Consider the following 14,328-nt stretch of genomic DNA (forward strand, 5'->3'; position numbering starts at 1 on the left):
CCCTGCCATGACCCGTGAATACCTGAAAAAAGCAACCCTCACATCGACCTCCAATGCCGGTGATGTGCATGAAACCGTGCAGGGGATTTTGGCCGATATCGAGGCGGGCGGTGACAAGGTGGCGCTGGAGTATGCCGCCAAGTTCGACCGCTATGAGGGCAAGATCATCCTGACCCCAGAAGATATTGCCGCCGCCTCGGCGCTGGTGCCGGAAAAACTCAAGCGCGATATCGAATTTTCCCATGCCAATGTGCGCCGCTTTGCGCAGGCTCAGCGCGAAACCTTGCGCGATATCGAGGTTGAGGTAGTGCCGGGGCTGATTGCGGGGCAAAAGAGCATCCCGGTGCGGGCGGCAGGCTGCTATGTGCCGGGCGGGCGCTATAGCCATATCGCCAGCGCCATCATGACCGTGACCACCGCCAAGGTGGCGGGTTGCAAGCATATCGTCGCCTGTTCGCCACCCCGCCCCGGCGTGGGCGTGGCCCCGGCAATCATCTATGCGGCGCATGTCTGTGGCGCGGATGTGATCATGGCGATGGGCGGCGTGCAGGGTGTTGCGGCCATGACATTCGGCCTCTTTGGTCTGCCACCGGCGAACATCCTTGTCGGTCCCGGCAATCAGTTCGTGGCCGAGGCCAAGCGCATCCTCTTTGGTCGCGTCGGCATCGACATGATCGCAGGCCCGACCGACAGCCTCGTTCTGGCGGATGCGACCGCTGATCCGATGGTGGTGGCGACCGACCTCGTGGGACAGGCGGAGCATGGCTATAACTCGCCCGTCTGGCTGGTGACGGACAATCGCCCGCTGGCCGAGGAGGTGATGCGCCTTGTCCCTGACCTGATTGCCGATCTGCCAGAGGTCAACCGCGACAACGCCGCCGCCGCATGGCGTGATTATGCCGAGGTGATCCTTTGCGCAGACCGCGAGGAAATGGCGGCCACCTCCGACGATTACGCGCCCGAGCATCTGACGGTTCAGGCCGAGGATCTCAACTGGTGGCTGGACCGGCTCACCTGTTACGGCTCGCTCTTTCTCGGTGAGGAAACCACGGTCGCCTTTGGCGACAAGGCATCGGGCACCAACCATGTGCTGCCCACCTCAGGGGCGGCCAATTACACCGGCGGGCTGAGCGTGCACAAATACATGAAGATCGTCACATGGCAGCGCGCCACCCGTGAAGGGGCCAAGCCCGTGGCCGAGGCCACGGCGCGCATTTCGCGGCTGGAAGGGATGGAGGGGCACGCCCGCACCGCCGACATTCGCCTGCGCAAATATTTCCCCGACGAAACCTTTGATCTGACCGCCAATGGCTGAACGCGGGCTCTTTGATGTCGCGGGGCGCGTCGCGTTGGTGACGGGGGCAAGTGCCGGTCTTGGGCGGCGCGCGGCGACGGTTCTGGCGATGCGCGGCGCGCGCGTGGTGGGCGTGGCCCGCCGCGCCGATGCGCTGGCGGGCTGGCAAGCGGAGGTCGGCGAAAGCGGCGCGGTGATCGCGCATGATCTGGCGGATCGCGATAGCCTTGCGGATCTCGCCCGGCGCGCGGCAGAACCCTTTGGCGCGCCTGACATCGTGGTGCATGCCGCAGGGATCAACACCCGGCAGGCGGCGGATGAGGTGACGTCCGAAGGCTGGGATGTAACCCTCTCACTTAATCTCACAGCGCCGTTTTTCCTGAGCCAGCATCTTGTGCCCGCGATGCGGAACAAGGGCTGGGGACGGATCGTCAATTTCGCCTCGTTGCAATCCTTTCGCGCCTTTCCCGGTGGCATTGCTTACGGCGCGAGCAAGGGCGGCGTGGCGCAAATGACCCGCGCCATGGCCGAGGCATGGTCGCGCCACGGCATCAACGTCAATGCGCTGGCCCCCGGCTTCGTGCGCACGGAACTGACAGCCCCGGTGTTCGACGATCCCGAACGCGCGGCGCGCAACGCGGCGCAGACCTGCATCGGGCGCAATGGCGAACCCGAGGATATGGACGGCCCGCTGCTATTTTTCTGCTCCGAGGCGTCGAATTACGTCACCGGGCAAATCATGATGCTGGACGGAGGATTTACCGCGAGATGAAGGCGCTTGTGTATACCGGACCCGAGGGGCTCGACTACCGTGACATGGCGGACCCCATCCCGCGCGACGGCGAGGCGCTGATCCGCGTCCAGAGCGTTGGCATCTGTGGCTCGGACATGCACGCCTATCTGGGCCATGATGAACGCCGCCCCGCCCCACTGGTTCTGGGGCATGAGGCGGCGGGCGTGGTGCTCAGTGGCGCGATGCAGGGCCAGCGCGTGACGGTCAATCCGCTGGTCACATGCGGCACCTGTCCCGCTTGCCGGTCGGGGCGCGACAACCTGTGCAGCACCCGTCAGATCATTTCAATGCCCCCGCGCGAAGGCGCCTTTGCCGGGCTTCTGTCCATGCCAGAGGGCAATCTCGTGCCTCTGCCCGATCATGTGACCACGCATCAGGCGTCCTTGGCCGAACCCATCGCCTGCGGTTGGCACGCGGTGCGGCTGGGCCGGGCGGCGCTGGGCGATGGCCCGCACCGGGCGCTTGTGCTGGGCGGTGGCGCGATTGGTCTGGGCGCGGCGCTCAGCCTTGCAGCACAAGGTATTGTGGATGTGACGATGGTCGAACCGCACGCCGCGCGCCGCGCCTTCCTCGAACTGCGTTGCGATCAGGTGGTGATGGCCCCTGACGCGCTCGATCCCGCTGAGCAATTCGACCTCGTGGTCGATGGCGTGGGGTTTGAGGCCACGCGCGCGCAGGCCTCTGCCCATGCCCGCCCCGGTGGCGTGATCGTGCATATCGGCCTTGGCCAACCCACCGGTGGCCTCGATATCCGGCGTATGACGCTGCAAGAAATCACCTTTATCGGCACGTATACCTATACAGCGCAGGATTTCCGCGACTGCGCGCAGGCGATGTTCGACGGGCGCCTTGGCGCGCTCGACTGGATTGAGGAACGGGCGCTGAGTGACGGTGCGCGCGCCTTTGCCGATATTCGCGCCGGTCGCGTGACCAGCCCCAAGATCGTTCTTGTGCCCTAAAAAGGAGCTTGTGAGATGTATCGCAAAATCATTGTCGGCCTGTCGCTGGAACACGGGATCAGCGAGAGCGCCTTGGAAATCGCCCGCGCCCTGCGCGCCAAAGGCGGCGAGATCATCGCGCTGCATGCCTATGAGCCGGTCCAAGGCTCTGTGCGCGCCTATCTCGATGAAGAGGTGATCGAAGGCGCCTATAAACGCGCACAGGCACTCTTGGCCGAGCGGGTGGCCGATGCACCCGATGTGACGCCGGTCATGCTGAGCGGCCACTCCGGGCGCGCGATCACCGATTACGCGGAAAAGAACGGCGCGGATTGCATCATCGTCGGCTCGCACAAACCGGGGCTCAGTGATTTCCTCTTGGGGTCCACAGCGGCGCGGGTGGTCCGGCACGCGCCCTGCGCCGTGCATGTGCTGCGCTAGGGCACGCGCATGGGGGCCGATGCCATCCATTCCGCCGAGGATGCCCGCCGTCTGGCGCGGCGGCGTCTGCCGTGGATGGTGTTTGACTATATCGACGGCGCGGCGGGTGAGGGGCATGGCGAGGCGCTGAACCGCGCCGCCCTGCGCGATCTGCGGCTAAAACCCCGCGTCCTGTGCAACGTGACCAAACGCGACCTGTCGCTCGATGTGTTCGGGCATCCTGCGCGTGTGCCCTTTGGCATCACGCCGATGGGCATGTGCAATCTCAGCACGCCGGGCGCGGATCTTATGCTGGCGCGGTTGGCGGCGCGGGATCGCGTGCCTTTGGGCGTCTCGACCGTCGCCTCGACTCCGCTCGAACAGATGATTGAGGTGGCCGAGGGCCACGCATGGTTTCAGCTCTACTTCAGCGGCGATGGCAGCGGCACCATGGCGCTGGTGGATCGCGCCCGCGCAGCAGGCTATCAGACCCTTGTTGTCACGCTTGATGTGCCCGAGGTGGGCCGCCGCCCGCGCGAATTGCGGCACGGCTTCAAGATGCCGTTCAAAATCGGTCCCCGGCAATTCGTCGATTTCGCGCTGCATCCGCGCTGGTCGCTGGGCACGCTGTTGCATGGCAAACCTGAAATGGCGAATTTCCGGCAGGGCGGCTTTGACCGCACCGCCAGCCGCGCGGCGGCGGATTGGTCTTATCTCGACCGGCTGCGCACGGCTTGGCCCGGCACGCTGGTGATCAAGGGCGTGCTGGATGTCGAGGACGCCGTGCGTCTGCGCGACGCGGGCGTAGATGCCATTCAGGTTTCTAGCCATGGCGGGCGACAGCTCGATGGCGCGCCGCCGCCCATCCTGATGCTGGCCGAGATACGTGCAGCCCTTGGCCCCGATTATCCGCTCTTTTTTGATTCCGGCCTGCGGTCAGGCGAGGATATCGTCAAGGCGCATGCCATGGGCGCGAATTTCGCCTTTCTCGGGCGGCCTCTGCTCTATGCGATGGCGGCGGGGGGCGAGCGCGGTCTGAACCGGCTCTGGGACGTGATGACCGAGGAAATCAGCCTGACACTGGCGCAACTCGGTCGCACGGATATGTCAGGATTGTTCGACAGCCTGCGGCGCGCGGCCTGAGCCACGCGCCAGCTTGGTCAAAACGCGTATTGCCAGCCCAGTGTCGTGGTCCAATCGGTCTCAAGCTGGAGGCCGTTCAAATTCTGATAGACCGGCGCGCCGATCTCGAGCGCAACACGATGCCCGCGCAACGCGCCCTTCTGTGCCACAAGGTTGACCCCGGCAAAGAGCGTCACCGTCTCACCGCCGTAGTTGTCCGGGTTGAGGGTGGGCGAGGGACCGACCATGCGGGAATCGCGCCCGCTGATGTCGCCGACGCTCTTGGCCTCGATCCGGCCTGACAGACTGATCCAGGGCTTGGGCTGATAGCTGCCCCATGAGGTCAGCGCCACCTCATTGCCCAGGTGATAGCCGTTGTTCTTGCCGGTGCGCACCACCCCGGTCAGCTGCGCGCCCCAGCCGGTGTTGCCCGACCGCGCGCTATAGGTGATCCCCGGCAAGAGATCGACTGTGCCAGACCCAAGTTGCATCCCGTAAGGCATGCGCATGTTCATGAGCGCCCCGGTCGGCGTAAGGGCCGTTGCACGCTCTGTCGTGGACCCGGTGGGCAGGCTCACGCCGAAATTCAGGTGCAGCTTGTGAGCGCCCCAAGTCCCAAGCCCGTAGAGCGCAGAGATCTTGAGATCGCCCCAGCCCTCGGATTGGGTGTTGAACGTGCCCAGCCGCACGGTCCCCGCAGGCCCGGCAAAGGTGATGTGATCCATGTTCTTGATTACATAGGGCAGCATTGCCATCAGGGTGATCCGGTCATTCGGCGCATACATCGCGCCGAACATATGCATATCCATGGTCATGCTGGTGGGCACGATGCGGATATTGGGCGGCTGTCCCGGCAGGCCAAAGAACGCGTTGGGCGTTACGGCCACCTGTTTGGGGCTGAGCCCGTTGGTGCCGCTGCGATAACCCTCCATGTCCATATGCATAAAGCGGTAGGACAGCATCACCTCGCCGGTCTTGTGGCGGTGCTCGCCCATAACGCCGATAGGCGCATGGCCATCGGCGCGCAGCGGCGGTAGATCGGTCACGCTGACGCGCAACCCGTCCTTGGGCACGGCATTGTCATGCGCCGATCCTGGCGTGGTCGAAAGGCATAACGAAAGCACGGCGCAAAATGCACCGGCACGCAGGAAAGCCTGTGTCATGTTCTTGGTCTCTTTTATTGGTTTCGACAGTCGGACACGGGGCGAAAATCGGGCCCTCTGGCGTCACGATATCAATCAGTTGAAAATTTGGTCACACAGTAGCCAAGTGAGGCTGGCATGGGCCACGCGGGGCCTGATCCTTCGGGCTGTCCCGCCATCTGGCCCGCTGGAGACGGCCCGAATGGCGGTAAGCATGGCGAAACGATCATGCGAGGAGAGTATCCCTGTCACCGAAGATCCCGCTGGAGTGGCCCCTTGCCGATCAACGGCGAGGCGCACGGGTAGGCCCGGTGGCACGCATGCCAGCTATCCCAGGGCCACCAGGGGCGGCGCGCGCGGACTGTACCCGGTGGGCAGATCACCCACCGCTGCGCGCATATCGCCATAAACGCGGACGACACGCGAAAAACTCAGATCCCGCGCCACGGGCGCGATCGCCAGATCCGTCAGCGCAACCTGCGACTTGAAGAACGGACAGGGCGTGTTCAGATGCGGGCCGTCATGCGCGGCCTCAGCGGCGGGCGTGGTCAGCGCAGCGGGATGGTCTTCGATCAGACACAACTCACCGCCAAGCGCCGCAGCCTCGAGCTTGATCTGCTCTTGCACATGGAGATGAGAGCGAGAGGCATACGCCAATTCGTGCTGGCAATCGACGGCCGCTGCGGTGGCAACCCGGACGCTTACCAACAGAATAAGAAGCGCGGGCCCAAGGCCAACTCCCCTCAATCCGCGCCATAAGCGTCTGAATGTCATCGCCACCAATACCCGGCTCGCCATCGGCGCGCGCCACTGTTTGAAAACCGTTTGATCCCCCCGCGACTCAATAATTTTCGAGCAACGGATGTAGTCCAAAAATACGATACTGCTCGCCTTGCCGATCCGTCAAGCTGGTGCTTGAGGAACGCAGATGATTCGCCATAGGCTTTCGTGATTGTGGCAAGGTTCCCTACCGCTGCGAGAACAATCCCGCGCAATCGGCACAACTCGACGCATCCCGCGAACAATTCCCCCCAAAACTTGACGCAAAGAGCGTAGCGACCGCATATTCCGCCCATAACATAAACAGATAATGTCCATCTGTCGTTGTCGGTGGGGGCCGACGCGGTTGTGACATCCTTGATGTTCGAGGTGACACAGCGATGACGATTCCCCGCCTGACGGCCAACGCCGCCTATTCCACACCTGTGCGCCGCCTGTCGGCGACACCAGAGCCTGAGCGCCTGCCGCTGCGGCGCTACACAAACCTGTGGCTTACGACCGATGGCCGGATTGCGGAACGCGAACATATGGCCCCGGCGCTGCCGCTGTTTGATGCGGCGCATTCTGCCTTTGCGCGCGGCACGCTGATCACCACGACACGCGGCCCGGTCGCAATCGAGGATCTGTTGCCCGGCGATCTCGTGGACACGGCGGCGCATGGGCCGCTGCCCGTGATCTGGATTGGTCAGATCACGCTGCGGCCCCAAGACATCGCAGAGCGCTCTGTCAAACTGACCCGGATCATGGCGGATGCCTTTGGCATCGCGCGCCCGATGGCGGATTTTCTGGCCGGTCCCGGTGCGCGCATTCTGACACGACCGCGCAATCTGCGCGCCAGCATCGGCTCTGATCATGTCCTCAGCCCGGCGCATGCGATGGCCGATGGGATGCATGCGTTTCGTGTGACGCCGCCGTGCGCGGTGACACTCTACCACATCTGCCTCCGGCGGCATGCGCTCATCACCGCGAACGGTCTGGAGGTCGAGAGCTTTCACCCCGGTGCCGGTTTCGAACGCGAAGTGGGGCCGAGCATGCTCAACCTCTTTCTCTCGTTCTTCCCGCATATCCACGAACCGCATCAGTTCGGCCCGCTGGCGCATCTGCGTCTGCCGCTGGATGCGCCCGATACGCTGAACGTCGCCTGATCTCAGGCCGACTGGCTCAGCCGCGCCTCAAGGATCTCAAACGGCACGCCGGGCTCATCTTTGGCACCGCGAATGACGAGCGAGGTCTTGACGCTGGCAACGTTATCCGCCGCCGTCAATTCCTCGGTCAAAAAGCGTTGAAAGGTGCTGAGGTCAGGGGCCACGCATTTCAGAATGAAATCTACCTCCCCATTCAGCATGTGACACTCGCGCACCAGTGGCCAGGCCCGGCATCGCGCCTCAAAGGCGCTCAGATCGGCCTCGGCCTGACTTTGCAGGCCCACCATGGCAAACACCTGCACCTCGAACCCCAATTCGCGCGGGTCCACATCGGCATGATAGCCACGAATAAACCCCTGTTCCTCGAGCGTGCGCACCCGGCGCAGACAGGGCGGCGCCGAGATACCAACCCGCTTGGCCAGTTCCACATTGGTCATCCGGCCATCGGCCTGCAACTCCGCCAGAATCTTGCGATCAATTGGATCAAGACGGGACGTGGCCATGGTTCACTCCTTGTTGGATTTCGCGATTGTTATAGCATTGCGGTCCGCATGCGCAATTATGTTTCGCAGCTGCGCAAGATCATTTCTCGAATGCACCCTATCACGCCTGTGCATATCCGCCCTGCAAGGGGTTACATGCCCCGCAGCAGAGGGCTATATCATGCGCCAAATCCGCAGATCACATCAGAGAGAACGCCATGTCCGACACCCGTCACACCAAATGCCTGATCATTGGCTCCGGCCCCGCTGGCTATACCGCAGGCGTTTACGCCAGCCGCGCCATGCTCTCGCCCATTCTGGTGCAGGGGATCGAGCCGGGCGGTCAGTTGACCACGACGACCGAGGTCGAAAACTGGCCCGGCGATACCGAGGTGCAAGGCCCTGACCTGATGGTCCGGATGGAGGCGCATGCCAAGGCCATGGGCTGTGAAATCATCGGTGACATTATTTCCTCACTCGATCTTGATGTCCGGCCTTTCGTGGCAAAGGGCGACAGCGGCACCACCTATACCGCCGATGCCGTGATCCTTGCCACCGGCGCGCGCGCCAAATGGCTGGGTCTGCCATCGGAAGAGGCGTTCAAGGGATTTGGCGTCTCGGCCTGCGCCACCTGCGACGGGTTTTTCTATCGCGGACAGGAAATCGCCGTCATTGGCGGTGGCAATACGGCAGTGGAAGAGGCGCTGTTCCTCACCAATTTCGCCTCCAAGGTCACGCTCATTCATCGCCGCGACGAACTGCGCGCTGAAAAGATTCTGCAAGACCGGCTGATGAAGAACCCCAAGATCGAAACCCTGTGGTTTCACACGCTGGATGAGGTCATCGGCACCGACAATCCCAAGGGCGTCGAGGGCGTGCGCGTCCGCCATGTCGACACCGGCGCGATCACGGAAATCCCCTGCAAGGGCGTGTTCATCGCCATCGGCCATGCGCCCGCAAGCGAGTTGGTCAAGGACAGGCTCGAATTGCACAACGGCGGCTATGTCAAGGTCACGCCGGGCAGCACCCGCACCTCTGTCCCCGGCGTCTTTGCCGCCGGTGATCTGACCGATCACATCTACCGTCAGGCGGTCACATCAGCGGGCATGGGCTGCATGGCCGCCCTCGATGCCGAGCGCTGGCTGGCAGAACACGAGGGCTGAGTTTAGGCTTTCTGCGCGGCATCATGGCCATAGCGCCGCCGCGCAGCCCTCACACCCGGCCCTTCCACGGCACCAGCCAAGTCTCGGCCTTGCGCATCAGGATGTCGATGCCATAGCCGATGATCCCGATCAGGATGATCCCCATCAGCACGATATCCGTGAGCTGAAAGCGGCTCGCGACCATGATCATCATGCCCGCGCCCTTTTCCGCAGCCACCAGTTCGGCGGCCACCACCGTGCCCCAACAGACCCCCATTGCGACACGCGCGCCGGTGAAAATCTCCGGCAGGGAATTGGGCACGATCACATGCCGCATCAATTGCCATTTTGACGCGCCCAGCGAATAGGCCGCATGCACCTTGGAAATCGCCACGCCGGATACGCCTGCACGCGCCGAAATGGTCATGATCAGAGCGCCGCGAGGACAGCAGGATGATCTTGCCGCTCTCGCCAATGCCTGCCAGATGATCACCAGCGGGATCAGGGCCAGCGGCGGCACCGGTCGCATAAACTCGACGATCGGATCAAACCAGCCGCGAAACCAGTCACTCAGCCCCATGGCATAGCCCAGCGGTATCCCCACCAGCGCGCCCAGCGCAAAGCCCACGATCACCCGGAACAGCGACCAATAGAGATGCTCCCAGAGGGTGAAATTCTGATAGCCTTGTTTCGACACCTCGATCAGGCGCGACACCACCGCTTCTGGCGGCGGCAACCAGATCGGCTCCATCTGCATGCCCTTGGCAGGCGCAAAATTCAGCGACCCCTTGGCGGTCACGGCGACGGTGCCAGCGGCCACATCAACGGTCTGGCCATCGCTCACGGGCTTACCATCAATCGCGACCACCTTGGCGCCCTGATCGCGCGTCACCTCGTCATTCTTGTCCATCAACAAGAGCTGCGACCGCCACGCGCCCACCGTCAACACATCGTTCTTGGCAATGCCGTCGCCGGGGTCGACCACTGGCGTTTCTACTGTCTCGCCGATCTTAAAGACCCGCACAGTCACCGTCGCATCGTCGCGCGTGCCGTCCGGCCCCTCCAGCGTATAGGTGAACTCGGTATCGCCCACGAACGGCCCCGGCGCATGCAGAGGCACCCATTTGCTCCCGGTAAACGCCCCCCAGAGCAGGAATATCGTCACCACCGAAATCACAGAGGCCCAGCGATCCGGGCGCACCGCGCTCTCATCCCCGAATGTCACCGTCTTGAGCGAGGTGTAATCGTTCATCTGCCGGAACTTGCGCACGCCAAAGCGCACGGCAAAGAACGCGCCGGTGAAAATCGCCACATAGAGAAGGAGAATGATCATACGCCCGCCTCCTCGGTCCGACCCATGATCTCTTCTTCCATGTCCCAGATCATCGTCAGGATTTCCTCTCGCTTGGCGGCAAACTCCGGGTCTTTCTTGACCTCACGCAAATCCTTGCCTGCCCCGGTATCAGCAAAGGGCAGGCGGTACTCCTTGTGAACGCGCCCCGGCCGCGGTGCCATCACCAACAACCGCTCGCCCAAGAGCAGCGCCTCTTCCACCGAATGGGTGATCAGGATGATGGTCTTGCCGGTCTCTTTCCAGAGCTTCAGAACCAAGCCTTGCATCTTTTCGCGCGTCAGCGCATCCAGCGCACCCAGCGGCTCGTCCATCAGAATCACATCGGGATCATTCGCCAGACAGCGCGCCAGTGCGACGCGCTGCTGCATCCCACCCGAAAGCTCATACACGGCCTTTTCCTTGAAATCGCGCAGGCCCACGACATCGAGCAGATGATCCACCGTGCCGCGCCATTCCTTTTCGCGCTTGCCCGCCATACGCGGACCAAAGCTCACATTGTCACGCACGCTCATCCACTCGAACAGCGCACCTTGCTGAAACACCATGCCGCGCTCGGCATCAGGGCCGGTGACGCGGTGGCCGTTCAACGTGATCTGCCCCTCGGTCGGTGCCAGAAACCCGGCGAGGATGTTGAGAAGCGTTGTCTTGCCACAGCCCGACGGCCCCAGCACGCTCATCAGCTCGCCTGTCTTGATCTCAAGCGAGACATTCTGCAACGCCTGCACATGGCCACCATTCGGCAAATCGAACCGCATCGAGATGTTATCGATGGAAAGTGTCGACATCCCCACCCCCTGTTGTTGTTTGGGTTTGTTGGGCAGAGGCCCGCCCGATACTTGCGGGGCGGGCCTCATTCAGTCCGTGGACGGGATTACATGCCGTTAGCGGCAGCCAACGGGCCGGTGTTGACGTTGCTTTCATAGGTGGCCAGCGCCGAATCGATGCTGCCTGCCTCGACGAACACCTCAGCCACGCCCTTCATGAACTCCTGCGCGCCGCCGCCCAGCCATTTGGCAGTCAACTGCTCTTCGGCAGAGGGGAACACAAAGGTGTCAATCGTCGCCGCTGTGGCGTCGACATCCATACCGCTGTCCTTGGCAATGATGGGCAGCATTTCATCGCGATTGGCCGGGTCGGCCCACATCGCGTTGGCATCTGCTGTCACCTTCAGGAACTTGGCCACCAGATCGGGATTTTCCGCGACAAAGGCCGCCGGGCCGGATGTCACGTCAAACACCAGAATGCCCAGCTCTTCCTTTTCTGCTCCGGTCAACAGCACGTTGCCATGCTCCTTGGCCCGGCGCAGCGACCCACCCCAGCCACAGAACATGTCAACCGCGCCCTGCGCGATTGCGGCAGCCCCCTCGGGCGGTGCCATGTTGACCACCTCCATGCTGGAAATATCCACGCCGAAATGGGTCATCTGCTTGAGGAACCCGTAATGCGCGGCTGTCCCCAGCGGCACGGCGACCTTCTTGCCGGCCAACTCGCCCGCATTGGTCTTGTCGATTTCCAGCGCCGAGGCGACGACGCAGTTGTCATTGTCGGCATAGCTCACAGCCACGTCGAGGGTCTGCAAATCCTGCCCGGCGCTGGTGGCCACCACAAAGGGCGGCACGCCTTGGCTCACCGAAAGATGCACGTCACCCGATGCCATCGCGGCACTCATCGCGGTGCCGGTGTCAAAGGCGCGCCAGTTGACCTTGACACCCATTTCCTTGTCATAGGTGCCCATTTCCTTGGCATATTGGAACGGCATCGGCCATTCGAGGAAATAGGCGACGGTGATTTCCTGCGCCTGCGCTGCTCCGGCCCCCGCCAGAAAGGCCGCTCCAGCCACCGCCGACATCAGTTTGCTTTTCAGTGTCATCTTGTTTTCTCCCGTTGGTTACAGTTGTTTTTCTGTTTCACACCGCACGTTTCGGCGGGTTTCTCCTGCGTTCGGGCCTTGTGGATCACACGCACCCCGGAACAGGCAACAGCCCAGAGTGAACCCGATCCACAGGCACCGATCAACGCAATTATAGCAGACCTAAGATCATTTCAGTATTTCCGAAAAGAGGTTTTCGGATAGCCTGAAACAGATGCCCCTCAGACCCGCTTGGATGAAAAACCCAAATCTGCCAGAGAGTTACAGCTTGACTCACGCGGCGGCGGGGTGTTCTGGACCTATTTAATGGTGTCTTCTGGCCCTAACGAAACGCTCAGATTCTCGGCTGATATGGGATCAGGACAACCCGTGATATACATAGACGGCCCGCGCCCCGCGCCGGGCCTCAACCTGATGGAGCATCGCCATGGACGGCAAACTTCGCGGCAACGACATTTCCCACGTGGTCGAGGCCGACCGCGCGCATGTCTGGCATCACCTGATTCAGCACGCGCCATGGGGCGGCACTGACCCCAAGGCCGATCCGCGCATTATCGTCGAAGGGCGCGGCATGCGCGTCTGGGACCAAAAGGGCAAAGAGCATCTCGACGGCGTGTCGGGCGGCGTCTGGACCGTCAACGTCGGCTACGGGCGCGAGCGCATCGCCAACGCGGTGCGTGACCAGTTGATCAAACTGCCCTATTTCGCTGGTTCCGCAGGCTCGATCCCCGGCGCGCTCTTCTCCGAGAAGCTGATCTCGAAAATGCCGGGGATGAGCCGGGTTTACTATACAAACTCGGGCTCCGAGGCGAATGAAAAGGCCTTCAAGATGGTCCGCCAGATCGCCCACAAGCGCTATGGGGGCAAGAAGCACAAGATCCTCTACCGCGACCGCGATTACCACGGCACCACCATCGCCTGTCTCTCGGCGGGCGGTCAGGACGAGCGCAACGCGCAATATGGCCCCTACACCCCCGGTTTCGTGCGGGTGCCGCATTGCCTTGAATATCGCGCGCAATGGGATCTGGAGGGCGAGGACTACGGCATCGCCGCCGCCAACGCGATCGAAGAGGTGATCTTGGCCGAAGGCCCCGACACCATTGGCGCGCTCTGCCTGGAGCCTGTGACCGCCGGTGGCGGCGTCATCGTTCCGCCCGCCGGCTACTGGCCCCGCGTGCAGGAGATTTGCCGCAAATACGACATCCTCCTGCATATCGACGAGGTTGTCTGCGGCATCGGGCGTACCGGCACATGGTTCGGCTATCAGCATTACGGGGTCGAGCCCGATTTCGTGACCATGGCCAAGGGTGTCGCCTCCGGCTATGCCGCCATCGCCTGCTGTGTGACCAACGAACGCGTGTTCGACATGTTCAAGGACGACACCACCGATCCGATGAACTATTTCCGCGATATCTCGACCTTTGGCGGCTGCACCGCCGTCCAGCGGCAGCGCTGGAAACATGGCGATCATCGAGGAAGAGGATCTCTTGGGCAACACCGTCGCCATGGGCGACTACATGCTCGACCAATTGCGCGCGCTCAAGGACAAGCACGCGGTCATCGGCGATGTGCGCGGCAAGGGGCTGTTTCTCGGGGCCGAACTGGTCAGCGACCGCGCCAGCAAAGAGCCTGCCCCGGAAAAGCAGGTTCAGGCCGTCGTCGCCGATTGCATGGCGCAGGGCGTCATCATCGGTGCCACCAACCGCTCGATCCCCGGGTTCAACAACACGCTGTGCTATTCGCCCGCGCTGATTGCCACCAAGGATGACATCAACCACCTGATCTCGGCCACCGATGCGGCCCTGACCCGCGTCTTTGGCTGATCCCACAGGGATTTCCCCACCTG

At 62.6% G+C, this 14,328-nt stretch carries 13 protein-coding genes and 1 pseudogene; 8 read left to right on the forward strand and 6 right to left on the reverse strand.

Annotation, left to right across the window (positions count from 1 at the left end; genetic code table 11):
• Positions 1-7: 7 nt before the first annotated feature.
• Genes hisD through ROS217_RS07440 form a run of 5 tightly spaced genes read left to right on the forward strand, consistent with a single transcriptional unit; the run spans position 8 to position 4,588 of the window.
• Positions 8-1,315, forward strand: coding sequence for a histidinol dehydrogenase (hisD, locus tag ROS217_RS07420; RefSeq protein WP_009817084.1), 1,308 nt, complete (start codon positions 8-10; stop codon positions 1,313-1,315).
• Complete coding sequence (locus ROS217_RS07425) at positions 1,308-2,066, forward strand: SDR family NAD(P)-dependent oxidoreductase (RefSeq protein ID WP_009817085.1); 759 nt, start codon at positions 1,308-1,310, stop codon at positions 2,064-2,066. Before hisD ends, ROS217_RS07425 begins: the two co-directional genes overlap by 8 nt.
• Entirely contained in the window at positions 2,063-3,046 is a 984-nt protein-coding gene (locus ROS217_RS07430; protein WP_009817086.1) for a zinc-dependent alcohol dehydrogenase, read from the forward strand. The genes ROS217_RS07425 and ROS217_RS07430 overlap by 4 nt, the downstream gene beginning before the upstream one ends.
• A 15-nt stretch (positions 3,047-3,061) precedes the next feature.
• The gene (locus ROS217_RS07435; RefSeq protein WP_009817087.1) at positions 3,062-3,466 is read left to right on the forward strand and encodes a universal stress protein; all 405 of its coding nucleotides are present in this window, start codon (positions 3,062-3,064) and stop codon (positions 3,464-3,466) included.
• A gap of 9 nt (positions 3,467-3,475) precedes the next feature.
• Positions 3,476-4,588, forward strand: coding sequence for an alpha-hydroxy acid oxidase (locus tag ROS217_RS07440; protein ID WP_009817088.1), 1,113 nt, complete (start codon positions 3,476-3,478; stop codon positions 4,586-4,588).
• Positions 4,589-4,605: 17 nt separating this feature from the next.
• Here ROS217_RS07440 and ROS217_RS07445 read toward each other — a convergent pair whose 3' ends face one another.
• Positions 4,606-5,730 carry an alpha-amylase gene (locus ROS217_RS07445; protein WP_009817089.1) on the reverse strand — a complete coding sequence of 375 codons (1,125 nt, stop codon included), beginning with the start codon at positions 5,728-5,730 and terminating at the stop codon, positions 4,606-4,608.
• Positions 5,731-6,036: 306 nt separating this feature from the next.
• Entirely contained in the window at positions 6,037-6,336 is a 300-nt protein-coding gene (locus tag ROS217_RS07450) for a hypothetical protein (protein WP_254656388.1), read from the reverse strand.
• Between the two features lie 533 nt (positions 6,337-6,869).
• On the opposite strand from ROS217_RS07450, the gene ROS217_RS07455 reads away from it, so the two are divergent.
• Positions 6,870-7,634, forward strand: a complete 765-nt coding sequence (locus tag ROS217_RS07455) for a Hint domain-containing protein (RefSeq protein WP_009817091.1) — start codon at positions 6,870-6,872, stop codon at positions 7,632-7,634.
• A 2-nt stretch (positions 7,635-7,636) separates the two neighbouring features.
• Here the strand turns inward: ROS217_RS07455 and ROS217_RS07460 are convergent, their stop codons facing one another.
• Entirely contained in the window at positions 7,637-8,137 is a 501-nt protein-coding gene (locus ROS217_RS07460; protein WP_009817092.1) for an Lrp/AsnC family transcriptional regulator, read from the reverse strand.
• 197 nt (positions 8,138-8,334) lie between these two features.
• On the opposite strand from ROS217_RS07460, the gene trxB reads away from it, so the two are divergent.
• Positions 8,335-9,279 (forward strand): thioredoxin-disulfide reductase, encoded by a 945-nt coding sequence (gene trxB, locus ROS217_RS07465; protein WP_009817093.1) that lies wholly within the window; start codon positions 8,335-8,337, stop codon positions 9,277-9,279.
• A 49-nt stretch (positions 9,280-9,328) separates the two neighbouring features.
• On the opposite strand, the gene ROS217_RS07470 is transcribed toward trxB, so the two are convergent.
• From ROS217_RS07470 to ROS217_RS07480, 3 genes are all read right to left on the reverse strand, one after another.
• Positions 9,329-10,591, reverse strand: coding sequence for an ABC transporter permease subunit (locus tag ROS217_RS07470; protein WP_009817094.1), 1,263 nt, complete (start codon positions 10,589-10,591; stop codon positions 9,329-9,331).
• Positions 10,588-11,397: a taurine ABC transporter ATP-binding protein gene (locus ROS217_RS07475; protein WP_009817095.1), complete on the reverse strand. Its 810-nt coding sequence runs from the start codon at positions 11,395-11,397 to the stop codon at positions 10,588-10,590. The genes ROS217_RS07470 and ROS217_RS07475 overlap by 4 nt, the downstream gene beginning before the upstream one ends.
• An 86-nt stretch (positions 11,398-11,483) precedes the next feature.
• Positions 11,484-12,482 carry a taurine ABC transporter substrate-binding protein gene (locus ROS217_RS07480; RefSeq protein ID WP_009817096.1) on the reverse strand — a complete coding sequence of 333 codons (999 nt, stop codon included), beginning with the start codon at positions 12,480-12,482 and terminating at the stop codon, positions 11,484-11,486.
• 427 nt (positions 12,483-12,909) lie between these two features.
• Between ROS217_RS07480 and ROS217_RS07485 the strand changes: the two are divergent.
• A pseudogene (locus tag ROS217_RS07485) lies at positions 12,910-14,305 on the forward strand (aminotransferase family protein).
• Positions 14,306-14,328: the final 23 nt, after the last annotated feature.

The sequence above is a fragment of the Roseovarius sp. 217 genome, from assembly GCF_000152845.1.
Taxonomy (GTDB): Bacteria; Pseudomonadota; Alphaproteobacteria; order Rhodobacterales; family Rhodobacteraceae; genus Roseovarius.

What these genes read in the sequence shown, in the direction of transcription:
- hisD (WP_009817084.1), top strand. Translation starts at nt 8, where the DNA reads ATGACCCGTGAATACCTGAAAAAAGCAACCCTCACATCGACCTCCAAT.
- ROS217_RS07425 (WP_009817085.1), top strand. Translation starts at nt 1,308, where the DNA reads ATGGCTGAACGCGGGCTCTTTGATGTCGCGGGGCGCGTCGCGTTGGTG.
- ROS217_RS07430 (WP_009817086.1), top strand. Translation starts at nt 2,063, where the DNA reads ATGAAGGCGCTTGTGTATACCGGACCCGAGGGGCTCGACTACCGTGAC.
- ROS217_RS07435 (WP_009817087.1), top strand. Translation starts at nt 3,062, where the DNA reads ATGTATCGCAAAATCATTGTCGGCCTGTCGCTGGAACACGGGATCAGC.
- ROS217_RS07440 (WP_009817088.1), top strand. Translation starts at nt 3,476, where the DNA reads ATGGGGGCCGATGCCATCCATTCCGCCGAGGATGCCCGCCGTCTGGCG.
- ROS217_RS07445 (WP_009817089.1), bottom strand. Translation starts at nt 5,730, where the DNA reads ATGACACAGGCTTTCCTGCGTGCCGGTGCATTTTGCGCCGTGCTTTCG.
- ROS217_RS07455 (WP_009817091.1), top strand. Translation starts at nt 6,870, where the DNA reads ATGACGATTCCCCGCCTGACGGCCAACGCCGCCTATTCCACACCTGTG.
- ROS217_RS07460 (WP_009817092.1), bottom strand. Translation starts at nt 8,137, where the DNA reads ATGGCCACGTCCCGTCTTGATCCAATTGATCGCAAGATTCTGGCGGAG.
- trxB (WP_009817093.1), top strand. Translation starts at nt 8,335, where the DNA reads ATGTCCGACACCCGTCACACCAAATGCCTGATCATTGGCTCCGGCCCC.
- ROS217_RS07470 (WP_009817094.1), bottom strand. Translation starts at nt 10,591, where the DNA reads ATGATCATTCTCCTTCTCTATGTGGCGATTTTCACCGGCGCGTTCTTT.
- ROS217_RS07475 (WP_009817095.1), bottom strand. Translation starts at nt 11,397, where the DNA reads ATGTCGACACTTTCCATCGATAACATCTCGATGCGGTTCGATTTGCCG.
- ROS217_RS07480 (WP_009817096.1), bottom strand. Translation starts at nt 12,482, where the DNA reads ATGACACTGAAAAGCAAACTGATGTCGGCGGTGGCTGGAGCGGCCTTT.